The 21,192-nt window shown below is 70.3% G+C and carries 24 protein-coding genes; 9 read left to right on the top strand and 15 right to left on the bottom strand.

What is annotated here, in order from left to right:
• Positions 1-23: 23 nt before the first annotated feature.
• Together RWQ91_RS12795 and RWQ91_RS12790 are read right to left on the bottom strand one after the other, a co-directional pair.
• Entirely contained in the window at positions 24-1,565 is a 1,542-nt protein-coding gene (locus tag RWQ91_RS12795) for a glycerol-3-phosphate dehydrogenase/oxidase (RefSeq protein ID WP_314506600.1), read from the bottom strand.
• Complete coding sequence (locus RWQ91_RS12790; RefSeq protein ID WP_314506599.1) at positions 1,562-2,143, bottom strand: helix-turn-helix domain-containing protein; 582 nt, start codon at positions 2,141-2,143, stop codon at positions 1,562-1,564. Before RWQ91_RS12790 ends, RWQ91_RS12795 begins: the two co-directional genes overlap by 4 nt.
• Positions 2,144-2,177: 34 nt before the next feature.
• Here RWQ91_RS12790 and RWQ91_RS12785 point away from each other — a divergent pair, with 34 nt between their 5' ends.
• Positions 2,178-3,830, top strand: coding sequence for an FAD-binding oxidoreductase (locus RWQ91_RS12785; RefSeq protein ID WP_314506596.1), 1,653 nt, complete (start codon positions 2,178-2,180; stop codon positions 3,828-3,830).
• Complete coding sequence (locus tag RWQ91_RS12780; RefSeq protein WP_314506595.1) at positions 3,827-4,741, top strand: diacylglycerol kinase; 915 nt, start codon at positions 3,827-3,829, stop codon at positions 4,739-4,741. Before RWQ91_RS12785 ends, RWQ91_RS12780 begins: the two co-directional genes overlap by 4 nt.
• A gap of 1 nt (position 4,742) precedes the next feature.
• On the opposite strand, the gene RWQ91_RS12775 is transcribed toward RWQ91_RS12780, so the two are convergent.
• Together RWQ91_RS12775 and RWQ91_RS12770 are read right to left on the bottom strand one after the other, a co-directional pair.
• Positions 4,743-4,985, bottom strand: a complete 243-nt coding sequence (locus tag RWQ91_RS12775) for a zf-HC2 domain-containing protein (RefSeq protein ID WP_314506593.1) — start codon at positions 4,983-4,985, stop codon at positions 4,743-4,745.
• On the bottom strand, positions 4,982-5,665 hold the full coding sequence (locus RWQ91_RS12770) for a sigma-70 family RNA polymerase sigma factor (protein ID WP_399546415.1): 684 nt from the start codon (positions 5,663-5,665) through the stop codon (positions 4,982-4,984). The genes RWQ91_RS12775 and RWQ91_RS12770 overlap by 4 nt, the downstream gene beginning before the upstream one ends.
• 65 nt (positions 5,666-5,730) lie before the next feature.
• On the opposite strand from RWQ91_RS12770, the gene aroA reads away from it, so the two are divergent.
• From aroA to bcp, 3 genes are read left to right on the top strand one after another with little or no spacing between them, the layout of a single operon-like run.
• Entirely contained in the window at positions 5,731-7,107 is a 1,377-nt protein-coding gene (gene aroA / locus RWQ91_RS12765) for a 3-phosphoshikimate 1-carboxyvinyltransferase (RefSeq protein WP_314506592.1), read from the top strand.
• A 14-nt stretch (positions 7,108-7,121) separates the two neighbouring features.
• The gene (rsgA, locus tag RWQ91_RS12760; RefSeq protein ID WP_314506591.1) at positions 7,122-8,162 is read left to right on the top strand and encodes a ribosome small subunit-dependent GTPase A; all 1,041 of its coding nucleotides are present in this window, start codon (positions 7,122-7,124) and stop codon (positions 8,160-8,162) included.
• 29 nt (positions 8,163-8,191) lie between these two features.
• Positions 8,192-8,665 carry a thioredoxin-dependent thiol peroxidase gene (gene bcp / locus RWQ91_RS12755; protein ID WP_314506590.1) on the top strand — a complete coding sequence of 158 codons (474 nt, stop codon included), beginning with the start codon at positions 8,192-8,194 and terminating at the stop codon, positions 8,663-8,665.
• Here the strand turns inward: bcp and RWQ91_RS12750 are convergent.
• Positions 8,662-9,066, bottom strand: a complete 405-nt coding sequence (locus RWQ91_RS12750) for a histidine kinase (RefSeq protein ID WP_314506589.1) — start codon at positions 9,064-9,066, stop codon at positions 8,662-8,664. The two genes, bcp and RWQ91_RS12750, sit on opposite strands and share 4 nt — an antisense overlap.
• Positions 9,067-9,307: 241 nt before the next feature.
• On the opposite strand from RWQ91_RS12750, the gene RWQ91_RS12745 reads away from it, so the two are divergent.
• Positions 9,308-9,556 carry a WhiB family transcriptional regulator gene (locus RWQ91_RS12745; RefSeq protein ID WP_018171995.1) on the top strand — a complete coding sequence of 83 codons (249 nt, stop codon included), beginning with the start codon at positions 9,308-9,310 and terminating at the stop codon, positions 9,554-9,556.
• A gap of 3 nt (positions 9,557-9,559) precedes the next feature.
• Here the strand turns inward: RWQ91_RS12745 and RWQ91_RS12740 are convergent, their stop codons facing one another.
• Genes RWQ91_RS12740 through RWQ91_RS12730 form a run of 3 tightly spaced genes read right to left on the bottom strand, consistent with a single transcriptional unit; the run spans position 9,560 to position 13,015 of the window.
• Positions 9,560-11,047, bottom strand: coding sequence for a histidine kinase N-terminal domain-containing protein (locus tag RWQ91_RS12740; protein WP_314506586.1), 1,488 nt, complete (start codon positions 11,045-11,047; stop codon positions 9,560-9,562).
• Positions 11,048-11,081: 34 nt separating this feature from the next.
• Positions 11,082-12,389, bottom strand: coding sequence for a P-loop NTPase (locus RWQ91_RS12735; RefSeq protein WP_314506585.1), 1,308 nt, complete (start codon positions 12,387-12,389; stop codon positions 11,082-11,084).
• Positions 12,386-13,015 carry an SAF domain-containing protein gene (locus tag RWQ91_RS12730; protein ID WP_314506584.1) on the bottom strand — a complete coding sequence of 210 codons (630 nt, stop codon included), beginning with the start codon at positions 13,013-13,015 and terminating at the stop codon, positions 12,386-12,388. Before RWQ91_RS12730 ends, RWQ91_RS12735 begins: the two co-directional genes overlap by 4 nt.
• A 98-nt stretch (positions 13,016-13,113) precedes the next feature.
• Between RWQ91_RS12730 and RWQ91_RS12725 the strand changes: the two genes are divergently transcribed.
• On the top strand, positions 13,114-13,395 hold the full coding sequence (locus RWQ91_RS12725; RefSeq protein WP_314506582.1) for a helix-turn-helix domain-containing protein: 282 nt from the start codon (positions 13,114-13,116) through the stop codon (positions 13,393-13,395).
• A 14-nt stretch (positions 13,396-13,409) separates the two neighbouring features.
• Here the strand turns inward: RWQ91_RS12725 and RWQ91_RS12720 are convergent, their stop codons facing one another.
• The gene (locus RWQ91_RS12720) at positions 13,410-14,009 is read right to left on the bottom strand and encodes a hypothetical protein (protein WP_314506580.1); all 600 of its coding nucleotides are present in this window, start codon (positions 14,007-14,009) and stop codon (positions 13,410-13,412) included.
• Positions 14,010-14,139: 130 nt separating this feature from the next.
• On the opposite strand from RWQ91_RS12720, the gene RWQ91_RS12715 reads away from it, so the two are divergent.
• Entirely contained in the window at positions 14,140-14,580 is a 441-nt protein-coding gene (locus RWQ91_RS12715) for an Rv3235 family protein (protein WP_314506579.1), read from the top strand.
• A 90-nt stretch (positions 14,581-14,670) separates the two neighbouring features.
• Here RWQ91_RS12715 and RWQ91_RS12710 read toward each other — a convergent pair whose 3' ends face one another.
• The 6 genes from RWQ91_RS12710 to RWQ91_RS12685 form a co-directional block, all read right to left on the bottom strand.
• The gene (locus tag RWQ91_RS12710) at positions 14,671-15,018 is read right to left on the bottom strand and encodes a hypothetical protein (protein WP_314506578.1); all 348 of its coding nucleotides are present in this window, start codon (positions 15,016-15,018) and stop codon (positions 14,671-14,673) included.
• A 53-nt stretch (positions 15,019-15,071) separates the two neighbouring features.
• The gene (locus RWQ91_RS12705; RefSeq protein ID WP_314506576.1) at positions 15,072-16,298 is read right to left on the bottom strand and encodes a pyridoxal phosphate-dependent aminotransferase; all 1,227 of its coding nucleotides are present in this window, start codon (positions 16,296-16,298) and stop codon (positions 15,072-15,074) included.
• 63 nt (positions 16,299-16,361) lie between these two features.
• Entirely contained in the window at positions 16,362-17,177 is an 816-nt protein-coding gene (locus tag RWQ91_RS12700) for an ABC transporter permease (protein ID WP_399546424.1), read from the bottom strand.
• A gap of 26 nt (positions 17,178-17,203) precedes the next feature.
• Complete coding sequence (locus tag RWQ91_RS12695) at positions 17,204-18,121, bottom strand: ABC transporter permease (RefSeq protein WP_314506571.1); 918 nt, start codon at positions 18,119-18,121, stop codon at positions 17,204-17,206.
• 1 nt (position 18,122) lies between these two features.
• Complete coding sequence (locus RWQ91_RS12690; protein WP_314506568.1) at positions 18,123-19,295, bottom strand: ABC transporter ATP-binding protein; 1,173 nt, start codon at positions 19,293-19,295, stop codon at positions 18,123-18,125.
• A gap of 1 nt (position 19,296) precedes the next feature.
• Complete coding sequence (locus tag RWQ91_RS12685; protein WP_314506565.1) at positions 19,297-20,529, bottom strand: spermidine/putrescine ABC transporter substrate-binding protein; 1,233 nt, start codon at positions 20,527-20,529, stop codon at positions 19,297-19,299.
• A gap of 200 nt (positions 20,530-20,729) precedes the next feature.
• Between RWQ91_RS12685 and RWQ91_RS12680 the strand changes: the two genes are divergently transcribed.
• The gene (locus tag RWQ91_RS12680) at positions 20,730-21,188 is read left to right on the top strand and encodes an Lrp/AsnC family transcriptional regulator (protein WP_314506563.1); all 459 of its coding nucleotides are present in this window, start codon (positions 20,730-20,732) and stop codon (positions 21,186-21,188) included.
• Positions 21,189-21,192: the final 4 nt, after the last annotated feature.

Raw genomic sequence — 21,192 nt, 5'->3', positions numbered from 1 at the left:
GACTGCGTCGGACAGGCACGCGGTCAGTCCGCGAGGGCTGCGGCGGCGGCATCCGTCGACGCTTCCCGATCGGCGGCGACCAGACCCAGGCGAGTGCGCCGATCGAGCAGGTCGTCCACGTCCAGGGCGCCCTCGACCCGCACGCCCCACCTCAGCTCCTGGGCCGTCACGCCGCGGGCCGAGGCCGGTCCGGCGGGCAGATCCGCGACGAAGGGCGCCTCCGCGCCGTAGCGGCGCACGAGGCGGGCGGGTGCGGCGATCTTTCCGGATCGGTCGCGTGGCCACGCGCCCACGAGGGGCAGCGAGCGTGTCCGGGATGCCGCCACGGCTCCCCCCGTGAAGCGCGTGGTCACCGCGGCATCCACCCCGTCCTGTGCCATGCGCCGGTAGGTCGTGAGCTTGCCGCCGACGACGGAGAGGATTCCGTCGTCGGACTCGAGGATCGCGTGGCGGCGGGAGAGGTCGCTCGTCGGCGCCCCCTCCGCGTCCGCCGACATCAGCAGAGGGCGGAGGCCGGCGAAGGTGGCGATCACGTCGGACCGCTCGAGCGGTCGCTGCATCACCGTGTTGGCAGTCTCCAGCAGCATGTCGATCTCAGCCTCCGTGGCGTGCGGCACCTCGGGCAGCGGGCCGTCCGCCGGCACGTCGGTCAGGCCGATGTACGTGCGATCGTGGGGGGCGGGCACCGTGAAGACGAACCGGCTGCTCGATCCGGGGACGGGGATCGTCAGCCCGGCATCGGAACCGCCCAGTCGGCGCGTCTCGACGACCAGATGAGTGCCTCGGCTCGGGCGGAGGCGCACGCGAGGATCGAGCTCTCCCGCCCACACTCCGGTCGCACTGATCACGGCTCGGGCGCCCACCTGCAGCTCGCTCCCGGTCAGCGTGTCGCGCAGGACGGCGCCGTCACCCTGCACGTTGCGCGCCTCGACACGCGTCAGGATGCTCGCACCGTACCCCGCCGCCGTGCGGGCGACCGCGACCACGAGCCGGACGTCGTCGAACAGCTGCCCGTCCCATCCGCGCATCGCCCCTCGCAGACCCTGTTCGCGGACGGCGGGGACGAGGTGGAGCGTGCGATCGCGCCCGATCGGCCCCGGACTGCTCAGCACCGCGTCCGGAGTGCCGACGAGCCGGCGCAGCCCGTCGCCCAGGCCGAACCCCACGCCGACGTATGCACCGCGGGCCATATAACCCGGCGCATACAGCGGCAGCACCTGGGCGAGCGGTCGGATGAGGTGGGGAGCGATGCTCGTCATGAGCAGATGGCGTTCTGCTGCGCTCTCGTGGGCGATGGCGAACTGCCCCGAGGCGAGGTATCGCAGGCCGCCGTGAACGAGCTTCGAGCTCCATCGGCTCGTGCCGTGGGCGAGGTCGTGGCGCTCGACGAGCACGGTCCGAAGCCCCCGGCTCGCAGCATCCAGCGCGATCCCGGCGCCCGTGATGCCGCCGCCGATCACGAGCACGTCGATGCGGCCCTCGTCTCCCAGCGCGGCGAGCTCGCGGGAGCGGCGATCCGCGTTGAGCGCGCTGGGGTGCGGCCGGCGCCCCTGGATGCGGCTCATCTCGGCGCGCCCGCCGGCGCCAGGTAGCCGACGATGGCCGCGCGCAGTTCGCTGCGCCACGCCTCGTGCGGCAGCCATTCCGCGACGAGGGGTGCGGACTGGATCGCGGACTGGGCGATCAGCAGCACCATGGCGGCGAGGCGGTCGGGGTCGCCGCCGCGGACGAAGCCGGCATCCTGGCCGGCCTGAAGGCGCGCGGCGATCTCGCGGTGGATGCCGCGCTGGCTCGTGCCGAGGCGCTCGAGGATGTACCGCGCGAACAGCTCGGAGTCGGTCTCGCGCAACCGGGCCAGCAGCGGCAGCGCCTGGATCCGATCGGCCGTCTCGACGAGGCGATCCGCCAGCTGGTCCAGCGACACCACGCTGCCCCCGTGCGGCACGACCGCGAACAGCTCCCGGGTCACCAGCGCGGCCAGCAGGGCCTGGACGTCGGACCAGTACCGGTAGAGGGTCTGGCGCGACATCTCGGCCCGTCGAGCGATGTCCGAAGCGGTGGTGCGGCGGATGCCGTGCGCCAGGATCTCGGCGAGGGCGGCGTCGAGCAGCGCCGTGCGGGTGTCGCTCGCCTCGTCCGCCATGTGACAACCATACAGAATGTGTCATACTGTCGCGATGTCAGCTCACGACGACGGCGCGGCAGAACCGCTTGCGCGTCCCGCGGCGCGGGCCCGGTCCGCGTGGGACGCCTGGGGCAACGACACCGCACGGCTGCCGGCCGGAGCGAAGGCGCTGGTGGCGACGGTCCTCCCCGGCAAGGCCCACCCCGTGCCGCGCCGCGCCGCCCCGCGGCTCACGCCGTCGCGCATGGACGGTACGGACCTCTCGGCGCTCGCGGCGATCGTCGGCGGGGACGCGGTGAGCGTCGACGACGCAGTGCGCATGCTGCATCTCGGCGGGAAGAGCACGCCCGACCTGCTCGCCCGGCGCCGGGATGACCCTCAGGACGCCCCGGACGCGGTGGTCGCGCCCGCTTCCCACGACGAGATCGCCGCTGTGCTCGCCGTGTGCGACGAGCGCCTGATCGCCGTGGTGCCCTTCGGGGGTGGGACGAGCGTGGTCGGGGGCGTCGACCCCGAACGCGGCGCCCATACGCGCGTCATCGCCCTCGACCTGGCCCGGACTGCCGCACTCGCCGATCTCGACGAGACCTCGCTGCTGGCGACGCTGGGCGCCGGGACGACCGGACCCCAGGCGGAAGAGCTGCTGAACGAGCGCGGCTGGACCCTCGGTCACTTCCCGCAGAGCTTCGAGTACGCCTCGATCGGGGGCTACGCGGCGACCCGCTCGAGCGGTCAGGCCTCGCGCGGGTACGGCCGGTTCGACGACCTCGTGCATGCGATGCGCATCGCGACGCCTGCCGGCGAGCTGCGTCTCGGGCGGGCGCCGGCGAGCGCGGCCGGTCCGGACCTGCGCCAGCTCTTCCTGGGGTCGGAGGGCGCCTTCGGCGTCATCACCGAGGTGACCGTCCGCATCCGCGCGCTGCCGGCGGCGACCGCGTACGGCGCCTGGACGTTCGGCGACTTCGCCGCCGGAGCCGACGCCCTGCGCGAACTCACTCAGCGCGGCATCCGGCCCACGGTGCTGCGACTGAGCGATCCGAGCGAGACGCGCGTCAACGCCCTCATGGGCGGGCACCTGACGCGTGCCCGCGGTGCGCTGGCGGTGGCCACCTTCGAGGGGACCGACGCCGCTGAAGCCCATGCCGGCATCGCGCAGATCGATGGGGTCTTCGGCCGGCACGGCGCCAAGGCGCGCGGCGAGGACCCCGCGTGGTCGTGGGAGCGCGGCCGCTTCGCCGCGCCTGCCCTGCGCGACACCCTCCTGGACATCGGCGTGCTCGCCGAGACGCTCGAGACCGCGACGACATGGACGAACCTCCGCCCCCTGAAGACCGCCGTGACGCGAGCGCTCACGGACAGCCTCAGCGGCGAGGGAACGAAGCCGATCGTGATGTGTCACATCTCGCACGTGTACCCGGCGGGGGCATCGCTGTACTTCACGGTGGTCGCCGCCCTCACGGCCGATCCCGCCGCGCAGTGGGCCCGGGCGAAGGATGCCGCCTCCCACGCGATCGGCGCGGCGGGGGGCACGATCACCCACCACCACGCTGTCGGTCGCGATCACCGTCCCTACCTGGCGTCCGAGATCGGGGATCTCGGAGTCGCCGTGCTGCGAGCAGTCAAAGCGACGGTCGATCCGCGCGGCATCATGAACCCGGGCGCGCTCGTGCCCGCCGAGGGTCGCACCCCGGAGAAGTCGGAATGAACGTCACCCTGCTGGTCAACCCGGCCGCGCGCGCCGGCGCCCACACGGGCTCGGGCACGCGAGCGGCAGAGCGACTGCGGGCTCGGGGTGTGCGAACCACGATCATCAGCGGCGGAAGCGCCGCAGAATCCAGCGAACTCCTTCGCGCCGCCGTCGCCCTCGGAACCGATGCCGTCGTCGTCGCGGGCGGCGACGGCACGGTCCGCCTGGCGATTCAGCACCTCGCCGGCACGGGTGTGCCGCTGGGCATCGTGCCTGCCGGCACCGGCAACGACATGGCGGCCGCCCTGGGGCTTCGCGAACTCGACGCCGAGGCGGCCGCCGATGCGATCGTCGCGGGTCGGACCCGACTCGTCGACCTCGCGCGAGTCACGAGGGAGGACGGCACGACGGCGTTGTTCGGAAGCGTGCTGGCGAGCGGATTCGACTCGCGCGTGAATGACCGCGCCAACGCGATGCGCTGGCCGCGCGGCGGCTCGCGCTACAACATCGCGATCCTGATCGAGTTCCTGACGCTCAAGGGCATCCCGTACGAGATCGACCTCGTACTCGCCGACGGCACGCGCCAGCACATCGCCGGCGATCTGGTGATGGCCACGGTCGGCAACGGCCCGAGCTACGGCGGCGGCATCCCGATCTGCCCCGCTGCCGACATCACCGACGGCGAGCTGGATGTCACGCTGGTGCGCCCCGCTGGACGGCTCCGGCTGCTGCGACTGCTGCCCCGCGTCTACCGCGGCACGCACATCACGGTGCCCGAGGTGTCCACTCACCGCGTCACGTCCGTGACACTGACCTCATCCGGCGTGACGGCGTATGCCGACGGCGATCCGATCGGAGCGCTGCCGCTGACGATCGAGATCGCCCCCGCCGCCCTCACGGTGTTCGTTCCGCAGGGTGGCGGCCTCTAGGTCAGTGGGTGGCCTGTGCGGCGCGCAGCCGCTCGAGAACCTGGTCGCGCAGCTGCTCGGGGGCCGTCTCCTTGCACGCACGCGCGACGACGTCGGTCAGCGTCCGCGCCACGAGCGCCTCGTCCTGGCAGCTCGCGCAGTTCTCGAGGTGCTCGGCGATGTCGGTCTGCGAGGTCTTGCACACCTCGTGCCGGAGATACTCCTCGAGGTCGCGTCGCGCCCTCTCACATCCGCAATCGGTCATTTCCCGCTCCCTGTGGCCGCGCTGATTCCCCGCTCGGCCGCGTAATCCGCCAGCAGCTCACGAAGCATGCGCCTGCCACGATGCAGGCGGCTCATGACCGTGCCGATCGGCGTCTTCATGATGTCGGCGATCTCCTGGTAGGCGAAGCCCTCGACGTCGGCGAGGTACACCGCCAACCGGAAGTCCTCGGGGATCGCCTGCAGCGCGTCCTTGACGACCGACGCCGGCATGCGGTCTATGGCCTCCGCCTCGGCGGACCGGCTGCTGGTCGCGGTGGTCGACTCCGCGCCGCCGAGCTGCCAGTCCTCCAGCTCGTCGATCGTGCCCTGGTAGGGCTCGCGCTGCTTCTTGCGATAGATGTTGATGTAGGTGTTGGTGAGGATCCGGTACAGCCACGCCTTGAGATTGGTCCCCTGGGTGAAGGTCCCCCACGAGCCGAACGCCTTGACGAACGTCTCCTGCACCAGGTCGGCGGCATCCGCCGGGTTGCGCGTCATCCGCATGGCCGCCGCGTACAGCTGGTCCATGAAGGGGAGCGCCTGCACCTCGAACTGCGTGCGCGCGTCGGTGGCGGCTTCTGCCTCGTCGTTCATCACCCGCCAGTCTACGGCGGCGGGATCCCACGCCTCGTCGGCCTGATCGAGGTCGACGAGCCCGGGGCGTTCCAGCGTGGCGAGCATCGGACTCCACTTCTGCTGCGTTGCCGCCGACGGTTGTCAGCGGCGTGTCAGTAGGGTAGAACCCGATGACAGGCGACCGGTATTCCCACGTTCCCGCACCGACTGTGCGCGGCCGCTGGCATGCGCCCCGCGCGGGCGGTGCCATGCGTGCGACCGTGACCGTGCCGGGTTCCAAATCCCTCACCAATCGGGAGCTCATCCTCGCGGCGCTGGCCGACGGTCCGAGCCGGCTGGCCGCCCCGCTGCACTCGGACGATTCCGCGCGGATGATCGATGCGCTGCGCACCCTGGGAGTGGGGATCGAATCGACTCCGGGCAACGGCCGGTACGGCGACGACCTCGTCATCACGCCGATCTGGCCGCTGCAGGGCTCGACCGTCATCGACTGCGGTCAGGCCGGCACTGTCATGCGTTTCGTCGCCGGTCTGGCGGGTTTCGCGCGGGGCGATGTCACCCTCACGGCGCACGAGAGCGCGCTGCACCGACCCATGGGGACCATGATCAAGGCGCTGCGCGATGTCGGAGTGGACATCGACGACGGCGGGCACTGGTCCCTGCCGTTCACCGTGCGCGGTCACGGCCACGTCCGCGGCGGAGAAGTGGTGGTCGATGCGAGCCAGTCCAGCCAGTTCGTCACCGGACTGCTTCTGGCCGCGCCCCGCTTCGATGTCGGCCTGCACCTGATCCACCGGGGCGAACGCCTCCCGAGCATGCCGCACATCGACATGACGATCGAATCCCTGGCCCACCGCGGCGTGCACGTCGAGCGGCCGGCTCCCGGGGAGTGGGTCGTCCCTGCCGGACCCGTGCGGGCGAAGGACACCCCGATCGAGCCCGACCTCTCCAACGCGGCGCCGTTCCTGGCCGCGGCGATGATCGCCGGCGGAAGCGTCTCGGTGACCGGCTGGCCGGCCCACTCGACGCAGCCCGGCGCGATGCTGACCGAGATCCTCACGCTCATGGGCGCCCGCGCTTCCCGTCGCGGCGGTGCCTTGACCGTCACCGGCGGCGCCGGCATCGCCGGGGTCGACCTCGACCTCTCCGCCGCCGGAGAGCTCACTCCCACCCTCGTGGCACTCGCCGCCTTCGCGGACTCCGAGAGCACGTTCTACGGCATCGGCCACATCCGCGGACACGAGACCGACCGCATCGCGGCGCTCGTGAGCGAGCTGCGCGCGCTCGGCGGAGAGGCGCACGAGCTGGCGGACGGCATCCGCATCGTCCCGCGTCCTCTGCACGGCGGCACGTGGCGAGCGCACCACGACCACCGTCTCGCCACGACCGGTGCGCTGATCGGCCTGGCAGTGGACGGTGTCGAGATCGACGACATCGGCACGACCGCCAAGACCATGCCGGAATTCCCGCAGCTGTGGCTCGACATGCTCGCCGGCTCCCCCGGCGATGACGCGCACGCCGAACCGCTGCACGACGTGGCGTCCTAGGTGGTCCGCGCACGGTGAGCTGGCTCTCGGAGGACGACGACGAAGACGAGTTCGACGAATCCACCCTGCGGGCACGGCCCAACCCCAAAGCCAACCGTCCCCGCACCAAGCGCCGCCCTGCCCACGCGGATGCGCAGATCGCGCGGGTGCTCGGCGTGGACCGCGGACGCTACACCGTCCTCGCCGACGAGGACGGCCCCGACGAGCGTCGTGTGCTGGCCACCCGCGCCCGCGAGCTGCGCCGGATGCAGATCGTGACGGGGGACCGCGCGCGCATCGTCGGCGATCGGACGGGGGCGGAAGGCACACTCGCACGCATCATCGGCATCGAAGAGCGCACGTCCCTGCTGCGGCGCTCGGCGGATGACACCGATCAGGTCGAGCGCGTGATCGTCGCGAACGCCGATCAGATGCTCATCGTGGTCGCCGCCGCCGATCCCGAGCCCCGCGAGCGCCTCGTCGACCGCTACCTCGTGGCGGCCCTGGATGCCGGAGTGAAGCCGCTCCTCGTGGTGACCAAGACCGACCTCGCCGATCCCTCCGACTTCCTCTCGCATTTCGAGGGCCTGGATCTCGAGGTGTTCACGAGCGCCCAGGAGGAGATGCCGCTCGAGCGCATCGGCGCGCAGCTGATCGGGCACTCCACCGTCTTCGTCGGCCACTCGGGCGTCGGCAAGTCGACGCTGGTCAACGCGCTCGTTCCGAGCGCCATGCGCGCCACCGGCCACGTCAACGAGGTCACCGGGCGCGGCCGCCACACCTCCTCGTCGACGGTCTCGCTGCGCTACCGCGGCGACGGAGGCAACGGATGGGTCATCGACACGCCGGGTGTGCGCTCCTTCGGTCTCGGCCACGTCGACCCGGCCAACATCCTCGGCGCCTTCACCGAGCTCGCCAGGATCGCGGAGGACTGTCCGCGGGGCTGCACGCATCTTCCGGACGCCCCGGACTGCGCGATCGTCGAGGCCGCTGCGGAGGGCCGCTTGGGACCCAACGGCGCCGCGCGCCTGGACTCCCTGCAGCGCCTGCTGCTCACCTTCGCCGGAGCGCCCTGAGCGGCATCCGGGTTACGTATCCTGGAGCGATGAGCTCAGTCGTCCTCGCACCCGGAACGCCCGCCCCCGACTTCACCCTGCTCGACCAGGACGAGAAGCCGGTCTCGCTGAAGGACCTGCGCGGCCACGGCGTCGTCCTGTTCTTCTACCCCGAGGCGATGACCCCCGGCTGCACGACCGAGGCCTGCGACTTCCGCGACAGTCTGGCGCCGTTGCAGGCGGCGGGTTACACCGTGCTGGGGATCTCGCCGGATCAGCCCGAGAAGCTCCGTCGGTTCCGCGAGCGTGACGCTCTTCCCTACGACCTGCTCAGCGACCCGGATCACGAGGCGCTCAACGCCTACGGCGCGTGGGGCGAGAAGAAGAACTACGGCAAGACCTATCAGGGCGTCATCCGCTCGACCTTCGTGATCGATGCCGACGGTCGGGTACAGGAGGCGCTCTACAACGTCAAGGCCACCGGTCACGTCGCGCGGGTGCGCTCGCTGGTGGGCGTCGGCTAGGACGCGTCGGGGGATGCCGCATCGCGGGACTCGCGCCCGGCCGCGCGCACCGCGATGACCAGCAGCACCAGCGTCACGATCGCCGGTGCGGCGAGGAGCAGACCGGTCGCCGGTTCCGCGTACACCCCGGTCACCGCGCCGAGGGCGACCGCGAGGATGAGCAGCTGAGTCACGATTCCGCCCGAGCGGCCCCACGACTGACCGCGCCACGTCGCGACGGCGAACGCGAACACGGCGACGGCGCCGATCGCCGTGAGGACGAGCAGCGCGATCGCGCTCTCGAGCGAGTCGGTGTCGCCGGCCAGCAGCGCGCCCAGCTGCCAGAGCACCAAGCCCGCGATCGCGATCGCCTCGAGGGCGAGCAGGGCGGCTGCGGCGCGCGCGGCGGCGTGTGTCGGCATCCTCTTCGCTCCTTCGTCTTCGCTCGGCACCCGCCGGATCATGCGGCTCACGCAGGGGACACCCAGCATCTGCACACATACCGGCAGGCTCGGACCCTTGATAAGCACTGACCGCTGTGGGACCATTGATGAAGCCGTGTGCTCCCACAGCGAGGTGGGGCGAGCATAACTCGCATCTCCCACAGGGTATCGGACCCGAATCCGGGCTCTGAACACCCGATCATCATCAAGGAGCACCCCCATGGACTGGCGCGATAAGGCCGCCTGCCTGACCGTCGACCCCGAGCTGTTCTTCCCCGTGGGGAACACCGGACCGGCCGTCGATCAGATCGAGAAGGCCAAGTCGGTCTGCGCACGTTGCACCGTGACGGAGATCTGTCTGCAGTACGCCCTCGAGACCGGGCAGGACTCCGGCGTCTGGGGAGGCCTCTCCGAAGACGAGCGTCGCGCGCTCAAGCGCCGCGCCGCTCGCGCTCGCCGCGCGTCCTGAAGGTCAGGCCCGTTCGCGCTCGATGTAGCGCATCGGGATGTCGATCGTGACCTCGGTCCCGCTGCCGACCAGCGTGTGCCAGTCGATCGTCCCCCCCAGTTCGCCCTGGATGAGGGTGCGCACGATCTGCGTGCCCAGACCCCGACCGACCTGACCCTCGGGAAGGCCCGAGCCGGTGTCGCGCACCCGCACCGCCAGGTTCTCCTCGCCGCGCTCGGCGATGATCTCCACGTCGCCCTCCTGCCCGGCGAGGCCGTGCTCGACGGCGTTGGTGACCAGCTCGGTCAGCGCGAGCGCGAGCGGAGTCGCATACTCGCTGGGCAGGGTGCCGAACTTTCCGGACGACCGCGTGCGCGCGCGCGTATTGGGTGCCGCGGCCACCTCGGCGACGAGCTTGAGCACCCGGTCGAAGACGTTGTCGAAATCGACGGTCTGCGACAGCCCCTCCGAGAGCGTGTCGTGCACGACCGCGATCGCGGCGACGCGGCGCATCGCCTGGGTGAGCGCCTCGCGCGCTTCTTCCGAGTGCGAGCGGCGGGCCTGGATGCGCAGCAGCGACGCCACGGTCTGGAGGTTGTTCTTGACGCGATGGTGGATCTCGCGGATCGTGGCGTCTTTGGTGATGAGCTCCTGCTCCTGGTGACGAAGCTCGGTCACGTCGCGGCACAGCACGATCGCTCCGATGCGGGTGCCCCGGTCGCGCAGCGGAATGGCGCGCAGGGACACGGTGACGCTGCGCGCCTCGATGTCGGTGCGCCACGGCGCACGGCCGGTGACCACGAGCGGCAGCGACTCGTCGAACTCGCGCTTGTCGGGCAGGATCCGGGTGGTCACCTCGCTCAGCGACTCCCCCTCGAGCTCGTCGTCGAAGCCCATCCGGTTGAACGCCGAAAGCGCGTTGGGGCTCGCGAAGGTCGTGACGCCGTCGACGTCCAGCCGGATGAGCCCGTCGGAGGCGCGCGGTGCGCCGCGGCGTGGAGCGGTCGGCGCGGACAGGTCGGGGAACTCCCCCGACGCGATCATGCCGAACAGATCGTCGGCGCAGTCGTTGAAGGTGATCTGCTGACGCGACGGCGTGCGCGTCTCACCGAGGTTCGTGTGGCGAGTGAGCACCCCCATGGTCAGAAGCGGCTCGCCATTGCGGGCGCGGACGATCGGCACGGCCCGCACCCGGGTCGGCGTCTCCTCGAACCAGTCCGGTGAGGCCGAATCGACGATGCGGCCGCTCTCGAACGCCTCGCGAACCTGCGTGCGCCACTGGGGCCGGACGCGGTCGCCGACGATGTCGCGGTAGAACAGCGTCGCCGCGCCGCCCGGCCGCGTGTGGGCGACCGCGACGAACGAATCGTCGCCGGTGGGCACCCAGATGACGATGTCGGCGAAGGCGAGGTCCGCCAGAAGCTGACCATCGCCGGCGAGACGATGCAGCCACTCGACATCGGCTTCGCTGGACCGACCCTGGGCGTAGACGAGATCGCTGAGCGTCGACACCACTCCAGGCTATACGTGGCGCGACGCGCCCCTGCTACGCGGGCACGGCCTGCGCCGAGCGACGACGTGACGAGCGACGGATGCCGGCGGCGGCGACCTCGGCGGGTGCCACGGCCTCGCCCACGAAGCGTCGCACCGCCGTCGGGATGGGCGAGCGCGCCGCCCCGCCGGCGATCGGTCGGGCCGCGAGCAGGGCGGCATCCGCCGCACGGGAATCGGCCGGGACGAACCACACGTCCGAGATGCCGCCGAACCGGTCCAGCGTGCGGCGTACCTGCCCGCGCGCATCGATCCCGAGGGCCCCGGGGCGCAGCCGGTTGGCCAGCACCGCGACCGGCGTCGCGCCGATCGTCGCCTGCAGCTCGGGATAGGACCGCAGGAACCGCGAGATGCCCAGGGGATCGCACGCCGCGACGGCGACGACCAGGTCGGCGGACCGGAGTGCCGCGAGGGTGGCGGCGTTGCGCCGTGGTCCCTCGAGGTCGCTGACGATCTCCTCGTCGCGCTCGAGGGACGCGGCGACGTCGACCACCGTGTAGTCGGCCCATTCGCGACACGCGGCGAGCGCCGCGGCGACACGGCTCTCAGTGAGCTCGGGCCAGCGCGACGGGCGGTTGAGCCCCGTGAGCACGTCGATGCCGGTGGTCCCCAGCGGGGCGCTGATCCTCGTCAACTCGCGCGCATCGAGCCCGCCCAGTTCGGCCTGCCGGCAGGCCCCCGCAAACCCGGGGGCTTCGTCGGCCAGCCCGAGCGCGAGCGCGATGGAGGGGGCGTGGGAATCGGCATCCACCAGCGCGACACGGCGGCCGCCACGCCCGAGCTCGACGGCGAGTTCGATCGCGAGCGTCGAGCGGCCGGGAGACCCGGCCGGTCCCCACACGACGATCACCCGCGGCCTCGGTGACCCGGCATCGGCGGATGCCTCGGCCGCGCGAACCGGTGGCGCGCCGAGGCGCTCGGCGAGCTGCCTCGCCTCCACCCCGAGCGCCAGCGCGGGTTCGAGCCCGAACGTCGCGACCCGCCGCTCATCGGAGCTGTCCACCACGAGGGGGACGATGCGCACCGCACGCCGATCGCACATCGCCACGACCTCGGCGCTGATGCTCGCCCGGGAGGTCTCGAGCACGACGGCATCCGCCTGGTCGAGCGCAGCCTCGAGGGCCTCCCCGCCCGGGCCGCCGCCCCGGCTCCGGCGCGCCGGTGCGGGCGCTGCGTCACCGTTCTCGGCCTTCGCCGCGAGCGCCGACGCCGGCACGAGCGCCAGCACGGTCACTCCCTCCGCCTCGAGTCCGGCCGCCAGATCGCTGCCGTGCGGCTCGTCGACGGCGACGATGACCCTCACTGCGATGCTCCGGATGCCGGCACCACCGAGAGTGCGGACTGCGCCGCCATCGCAGCGAGCGTCGCGGCCACATCTGCGCGTGGGATGACGATCTCCAGCGCCGCTGAGCCGCCGCCGATCATCGAATCGTCGCGCGTGACGGAGACGACCGTCGCGTCGGCGACGAGAATGCGCGGCGTGTCGTACAGGCCGCGCTCGATCAGCGGCGCCGCCCACACCTCGATGACCGAGCCGGCGCGGACCGAGGCGGGGACATCGACGGCGCTGCGCAGCACGACGCTGGTCGTGCGCACCGCGGCTGCATCGCCGACGGCGCTGCGCGCCACCAGCTCGCCGGAGGGGATCGTGCGGGTCGCGACCAGACCGTCGGCGAGCGCTTGGGGTTGCAGGTACGCGTCGCCCAGCTGTCCGAGAGAGACATCCACCAGCCGCAGGTCATCGCCCGAGATCGCCTCGCCCGGCACGATCGTGCGATTCGCGGCGAAGGCGGGAGCGGTCTGACGCGCCGCCGACACCACGAACCAGACCCCGGCGACGGAGGCGATGACCAGCAGGATGCCCAGGAAGAACCGGGCATCGCCCCAGAAGGCGCGCGATCGGGGACGGACGGCATCGAGTGCGGACATGAGACCATCGTGACGCAGAGCGCGAAAGCGGCGTCGCGGTTATCCACAGCGGGTGCGCCGCGGAGGACACACCGCCCGGAGCGCTCCATAATGGGGGCATGCCCGAGATTCCGACGTCCGACGTGCGCCTGCTGGCTCCCGCGCAGGTCGCGGAAGTGCTCGGCGTCACGGTGGACGAAGTGATGGCTCTCGTCGAGCAGGCGCGGCTGCGCGGGCTGCGCGTCGGCTCCCCGGCCCGCTGGCGGATCGAAGAGTCGAGTGTGGCGCAGTACCTGGACGAGCAGGCCGAAGAGGCGCGTCGCATGGCCCTATGGCGTCAGTCGAACGAAGCGAGCTTTCCCGAGCTGTGGGGAACCGGCGTCGTCCGAAACGGCGACTGAGCCGACTCCGGCGCTCAGCCGAGTGTGGCGCCCTCCTCGAGTCTGATCCACGCGACCGCGGAGAACGGCACGATGCGGTGACCCGTCACCTCGCTCGCGCGCCGAGGTGTTCCCGGTTCGTGCAGCGCGATGTCCAGGTGATCGGCTCCGGCGCGGTCGATCGTGCCGCTCAGCGCACGCCCGCGCGTGAGATGGATCGTGACCGGGATGCGCCGGCGCACGAGGTCGCGTGCGATGAAGCCCAGGCTCATCCGCTCCACCAGTGCGGAGCGGGCCGGAGCGGGCCGTGCCGTCCGCAGCACGTCGGCGTGCGGCATCCCGATCGCGGCGAGCGCCGAGAACGGCACGATCATCGCGCCGGACCGCCCCCCGTCCAGAGCCGCCCAGTCCGCACCCACGCCGGTGACTTCGGCGGAGAGCACCGTTCCGTCGATCAGGTCGAAGGAGGGGACGGAGGAATCGCCCTCGCGGTCCACGAGCATCGCCAAGCGCTCTCGAAGAGTGACGCGCGAGAGCCGCAGCCGCTCGGCCTCCGTGTCCAGGGCAGCGCGCTCAGCCTCCCATTCGGCAGCGAGCTGACCCTCGAGGTCGTCGAAGAAGTTCTCCCAGCGCACCCACCGAGGGTAGGGCAGATGATCACGAGTCGATGAGAAGTTCTCCACAGGTCGAGGCTGGATCTTCTCTGCGAAGAAGCTCCTATGTTGTACTTTTCGCCAGGACATCCCCCTGTCGAGATTGGCTTCCATGGCAACGACGCCTTCGCGCTCCCCCCGCGCCACGTCCGGACCCGTCGCCGCGCGCGACCTCTCCGAATTCTTCGCCCCCCAGCGCACACCGTCCGCGGATCTGCCCGATCCTGAGCCCTTCCTGCGCAACCTCACGCGCGGCGTGCTCGAGGTCTTCGCGGGAGTGCGCGAAGTCGATCAGCTGGCCCGCTGGCTCACCGAGGACGCTTATCGCAAGCTGCTCACGCGCGCCAATCTCGCCGCACGGGCGCGAAGCGCACGGGGTGTTCCCGCGATCCGGCCGGTCTACACCCTGCTGTCGGTGCACCACTCCTCCCCGGCGGACAGCGTGGTCGAGGCGGTGGTGGTGGTTCAGAGCGCCGCCCGGGCGCGCTCGGTCGCCCTGCGGCTGGAAGGCATGGACGGCCGCTGGCGAGCCACTTCGCTCGCCATCCTCTGACCGGCGGCGGACCGACCCCAGCGTCGTGGCCGGTTCGCTCGTCGACTCTGCGCGCAAGGCCCGGGGCGTGCGCTCACCGCCGCGCCGGAGTCAGTCCTGATCGATGAGCTCGAGCAGCTTCTTCAGCGCGTCCCGGATGTCATCGTGATCGTACTGTCCGGCGCGGCTCTCGCCAGAGATCACCCCCGAGCGATGGACCTTCCGGAAGTCGCCGAACGGGAAGGTGTATCGCCCCTTGGTCTCGGCGCTCTCGGCCTTGTCGATGCCCAGATGCCAGTGCGAGTACTCGGTCCATCCGTGTTCCTCGATGAAGGCGTTCTCCTCGTCGGCGGTCGGCGCCGCCTCCGACCAGTCGTCCCGCTGATCGCGGACGACCTTGCCCTCGCGCACGAGGGAGCGGGCGTGCTTCAGAGCCGGTTCGTTCAGTTCGATAGCCATACGCAGACTCTACGAACCGCGCCCGCGCGCGCGGCAGGGGCTTGACCGGTCGGCTACGGCCGGTACGAGGCCAGAAAGTTGCCGAGCCGCTCGATCGCCTCGCTGAGCACGCGCGCCTCCGGCAGCGTCACGATCCGGACGTGATCGGGGGTCGGCCAGTTGAACCCGGTGCCCTGCACAAGCAGCACGTGCTCGGCGACCAGGAAGTCGTACACGAACTTCGCGTCGTCGCGGATCTCGTGTACGTCCGGATCGAAGCGCGGGAAGGCGTACAGGGCGCCCTGCGGCTTGACGCAACTCACGCCCGGGATCGCCTCGAGGCTCTCCCACGCGGCATCCCGCTGCTCATGCAGCCGCCCCGAGGGACCGATCAGAGCGTCGATCGACTGCACCCCGGACAGCGCCGCCTGCACGGCGTGCTGCGCCGGGACGTTCGGGCACAGCCGGGTCGATGCGAGCAGGGTGATGCCCTCGATGAAGCCGCGGGCGTGTCCCTTCGGGCCGGTGATCACGAGCCAGCCGGAGCGGTACCCCGCCACCCGGTAGGTCTTGGACAGCCCGTTGAAGGTGAGGACGAGCAGATCGGGGGCGACCGAGGCCATCGGGATGTGGACGGCATCGTCGAACAGGATGCGGTCGTAGATCTCATCCGAGAGCACCAGCAGGGAGTTCTCCCGGGCGATGTCGGCGATGCCCTCCAGCACCTCCCGCGAGTAGACCGCGCCGGTCGGATTGTTGGGGTTGATCACCACGATCGCCTTGGTGCGGGGGGTGACCTTCGCGCGGATGTCCTCGAGGTCCGGCTGCCAGCCGTTGGCCTCGTCGGCGAGGTAGTGCACGGGCGTTCCCCCGCCGAGGCTCGTCATCGCGGTCCAGAGCGGGTAGTCCGGTGCGGGGATCAGCACTTCGTCGCCCTCGTCCAGCAGCGCCTGCATGACCATGGTGATCAGCTCGGAGACCCCGTTGCCGAGGTAGACGTCGTCGGGTCCGAACGGCGGGAAGGTCGGGTCCTGCTCGTACCGGTACACCACGGCGCGGCGGGCGGAGATGATGCCACGGCTGTCGCTGTACCCGTGGGCGTGCGGCACGGCCTCGATCATGTCCCGGACGATCTGGAACGGCGCCTCGAAGCCGAACACCGCCGGGTTGCCGGTGTTGAGCTTCAGGATCGTGTGGCCCTCGTTCTCGAGCCGATCGGCCTCGACGAGCGCCTGCCCGCGGATCTCGTAGAGGACGTCTCTGAGCTTGCTCGACTGGTCGAGGGGGCGTAGGGGGCTCATCGGTTCAGGATAGACCGCAGTCGATCCGGCCAATCGCCATCCGCTGGACCGACCCGATCGCCGTCAGCGGCGCACGCGGCTCGCCCGACGTGCGGAGACGACCTGGAAGATCAGCGTCGCGGCGATCGCGATGAGGAAGACCGCCGACGCGATGACGTTCGCCTGCGGAGGGATGCCGCGCTGGGCGGCCACGTAGATGTAGACGGGGAAGGTCTGCACCGTGCCGGAGGTGAAGTACGTGATGATGAAGTCGTCGAAGCTGAGGCTGAACGACAGCAGCGCCGCCGCGACGATGCCCGGCAGCAGCAGCGGGAAGGTGATGCGCCAGAACACTTCCCGCGGCGAGCCGTACAGGTCGCGCCCGGCCTCCTCGAGCGCCGGGTCGAGGGAGAGCACCCGGGCGCGCACGGTGACGACGACGAAGCTCAGGCAGAACATCGTGTGGGCGATGATGATCGTGACGAGGCCCTTGGCGACCCCGATGGTGAGGAACTGCGAAGCCAGGCCGGCGCCGATCACGACCTCGGGGGTGGCCATCGGCAGGAACAGCAGGAGGCTGATCGAGCTGCGGGCGCGGAAGCGGTACCGCACCAGGGCGAGGGCGATCATCGTCCCCAGAGTCGTCGCGATGAGGGTGGCGATCGCACCGACGAGCAGGCTGTTGCCGAACGCGACGCAGACATCGGGCTGCGCGCACACCGTGAGCCAGTTCTCCAGCGTGAAGCCGTTCCACGAGATGTTGGAGCGGTTGGCGGCATTGAACGAGAACGCGAACGTGTAGATGATCGGGATCAGCAGGACGAGGAAGGCCACGGTGACATAGAGCGGAAGCAGCCACGATCCGACGGGTCGGCGTCGGCGGGTGTCCCGGCTGCGCATCTGGATCGTGCTGGTCTGCACGGCGGTCACAGCAGATCGTCCGTTCCGGCGCGGCGGACGTAGAACCCGACGATGACCACGATGACGGCCATCAGCAGGATCGACAGCGCCGCGGCCTGCGGATAGTTCACAGTGATCAGGAACTTCGACTGGATGACGTTTCCGATCATGGCCGTGCCCGGTCCTCCGAGGAACGATTGGCTCGCGTTGACGTAGTCGCCGGCGGCGGGGATGAAGGTCAGCAGCGTGCCGGAGATGACGCCGGGGAGCGACAGCGGAAAGGTCACCTTCCAGAACGTCGCGGCGTTGCTCGCGTACAGGTCGCTTCCGGCCTCGATCAGCCGCTTGTCGAGGCGGTCGAGCGAGGCGAACAGCGGCAGGGTCATGAAGGGGATGAAGTTGTAGGTCAGGCCGAACACGACAGCGAACGGGGTGCCGGTGATGTGGTCCTGCGGCCCCATCAGCCCGACCACCTGCAGCACCCCCACGACCGGTCCCTCATCCGACAGGATCTGCTTCCAGGCGAGCGTGCGCAGCAGGAAGGAGATGAAGAACGGGGCGATGACCAGCACCAGCAGCAGGTTGCGCAGCAGCTTGCGCTCCCGGATCGTCACCCCGATGAAGTAGGCGATCGGGTAGCTGATCAGCAGGGCGAAGACCGTGGCGAGCAGGGCATACCAGAACGAGCGCAGGAACTGGGGCCAGTAGGCCGCGATCACGTCGATGTAGTTCTGCCAGTAGAACGCGTAGTAGTAGCCGCCGTACGTGGCAGTGTCGTTGATGCCGAACGAGGTGATCAGCAGCGACACGAACGGCACGAGGAAGAACAGCGCAAGGTAGGCCAGTCCCGGCACCAGCAGCGCGAGCGCGATCACCCCGCCCCGGCGACGCTCGGGTTCGCGTGCCGCCTGAAGTCCCGCCGGGACGAGGGCCGAGATCGCCATCTCAGGCGGCTCCGATGTCCGCCAGGTCGGGCTCTTCGCCGCGCTGCGCTTCCGCGGCCTCGACGCGGGCGGCGGCATCCAGTCCGAAGGTGTGCTCGCGCCGCCACGCGACCCACACCTCGGAGCCGGCGGTGAAGACCGAGCCGAACACCATGTTCTGCTCGAACACGGAGATCTCGCCCAGGCCCGGCATCTGCAGGATGTACTGCGTGCTGGCGCCGGCGAAGGAGGCATCGATGATCCGACCCGGGCCGAGCACGTTCTCCAGACCGTCGCGCGGGGGCTCCTCGCTCAGCAGGCGCAGCTTCTCGGGCCGGACACCCACCGTGATGGCGCCGGAGGTGACGACCGCGCGCTCCTGCGGCAGGGCCAGGACGCCGCCCGCCGTGCGAGCGGTCAGAAGGCCGCCCGCGGTGGACTCGACCTCGGCGGGGAAGAGGTTCGACTGCCCGAGGAAGCTGGCCACGAAGCCGGTGCGGGGCAGTTCGTAGAGCTCCTGCGGCGAGCCGAGCTGCTCGATGCGGCCGTGGTTCATGACGGCGACGGTGTCGGCCATCGTCATGGCCTCCTCCTGGTCGTGGGTCACGTGCAGGAAGGTCAGTCCGACCTCGGCCTGGATGGACTTGAGCTCGAGCTGCATCTGCCGGCGCAGCTTGAGATCCAGGGCGCCGAGGGGCTCGTCCAGCAGGAGCAGGGCCGGACGGTTCACGATCGCGCGGGCCAGCGCCACCCGCTGCTGCTGGCCTCCGGAGAGCTGGCTGGGCCGGCGGTCGGCGACGTGGTCGAGCTCGACCAGCCGCAGCGCCTCGTGGGCCTTGGAGACGGCATCCGTCACCCTGCGCCGCTTCAGACCGAACGCCACGTTCTCGATGACGCTCATGTGCGGGAACAGCGCGTAGCTCTGGAAGACGGTGTTCACGGGCCGCTTGTGCGGCTTGATCGTCGTCACGTCCGTGCCGCCGATCAGGATGCGGCCCGCGGTCGGCTCCTCCAGCCCGGCGACCAGACGCAGCGTCGTCGTCTTTCCGCAGCCTGACGGCCCGAGAAGCGCGAAGAACGATCCGGCCGGGATGAGCAGGTCCAGCTCCTCGATCGCGGTGAACCCGGGGAAGGTCTTGCGGATGCCCTCGAGCTGAAGATCGGCTCCGGACTCGGCGAATTCTCCCGCTGCCACGTCAGGCGCCGAGGCCGACGGCCTCGAACTCGGAGTTGTACTTCTGCTGCTCCTCGTTCGTCAGGGTGCGGAAGATGTGCGCCTGGGCCAGCGTCTCCTCGTTCGGGAAGATCAGCTGGTTCTCCACCAGGTCGGGGTCGAGGTCGGCCATCGCGTCCTGAGCTCCGGCGACGGGGGTGATGTAGTTCACCCACGCGGCGACCTCCGCCGCGACGGCCGGGTCGTAGTAGTAGTCGATGAGCTTCTCGACGTTGCTCTTCTGCTGCGACCCGATCGGGATCATGAAGTTGTCGCTCCAGAGCGTTCCACCCGAGTCCGGAAGGGCGAAGCCGAACTTGTCGCCGACCTCGGCGTTGATGGCCGTGATGTCGCCGGACCACACGATCGCCGCGAGGGTGTCCTCGTTCTTGAGGTCGTCGGCATAGGAGTTGCCCTTGATGTTGCGGATCTGGCCGTTGGAGACCTGCTCGGCGAACACATCGAGCGCGTTCTGGAACTCGGTGTCCCCCCAGCTGGCGCCCGAGATGTCGACGCCCTGGCTCAGCATGATGAGGCCCATCGTGTCGCGCATCTCACTGAGCACGCCGATGCGACCGTTCAGCTCCGGGTTCCAGAGGTCCTCGACGCTCTGCAGACCGTTCGGCAGCTTCTCCTTGTTCCAGGCGATGCCGGCGAACCCGGACTGCCATGGCAGGGAGTTGGCCCTGCCCGGGTCGAAGTCGGGGTTCTGCAGGCTCGGGTTGAGGTTCGCGAGCGCGTTGGGCACGTTGGCTTGATCGAAGGCCTGCGTGTACCCGGATTGGATCCAGATCGAGGCCATCCAGTCGGTGAGGCAGACGACATCCGCCCCGATGTCCTGTCCGAGGGCGAGCTGGTCGCGCACCTTCGCGAAGTAGGTGTTGTTGTCGTCGATCGACACGTCGTAGTTGACCGTCAGGCCGCTGTCCTTCATGAAGGCGTCCAGCGTCGGGTGGTTGCCGTCGTCGTCCTCATCCAGATAGAACGACCAGTTCGCCCAGGTGAGCGTCTTCTGCGACGCGCTCAGGTCCTCCCCCGCGCTGGCCGACGCGGCCGGGCCGGAGCCGCCGACGCGGCCGGAGCAGGCGGCCAGGAACGCGGCGAGCGAGAGCGCGCCGGCGCCGCCGATCAGTCCGCGGCGGCTCATCTGCGCTGAGCGCGCCTGGGCGATCAGAGCGCGGACGGCCGGGTCTTCGGGCAGGGGTCCACGGGGCATGGAGCACTCCTCATACAGAAGGGACATATCGCTGACGCGACGACGGGTGAACCGATCCTGCCAGATCGACCCGCGAATCGACGACGGAATCCGTACATCGAAACAAAACTTTCACATGAATGCGTTGCGCCTTCGCACGGGAAGTGCGAAATCCGTCGCGTCCTGTTGTCGCTCGTCCGTGCGGGTGCCAGGATCTGACCATGTCCCAGCCCGGCGCGATCGACGCCCTCTCCAAGCGGATCATCGAACAGCTGCAGGAGGACGGCCGGCGCTCGTATGCCGAGATCGGGCGCGCGGTGGGCCTGAGTGAGGCTGCTGTGCGGCAGCGCGTGCAGAAGCTGACCGAGAGCGGCGCGATGCAGGTCGTCGCGGTGACCGACCCCATGCAGCTCGGGTTCCACCGGCAGGCCATGATCGGACTGCGCGTGGCCGGGGACACCCGCGACGTGGCAGCGGCTCTCGAGAAGATCTCCGCGGTGGACTACCTCGTGCTGACAGCGGGCAGCTTCGACATCCTGGCCGAGGTCGTCTGCGAGTCCGACGACGACCTCGTGGACCTGCTCAACAGCCGCATCCGAGCACTCCCGGGCGTGATCTCCTCCGAGACCTTCGTCTACCTGGGCTTGCGCAAGCAGTCGTACGACTGGGGCACGCGCTGAGCGC

The sequence above is a fragment of the uncultured Microbacterium sp. genome, assembly GCF_963524805.1.
In the GTDB taxonomy this organism is placed as follows: Bacteria; Actinomycetota; Actinomycetes; order Actinomycetales; family Microbacteriaceae; genus Microbacterium.
The sequence above is the reverse complement of the archived record's forward strand: the minus strand, read 5'-3'. Positions and strand labels throughout refer to the sequence as shown.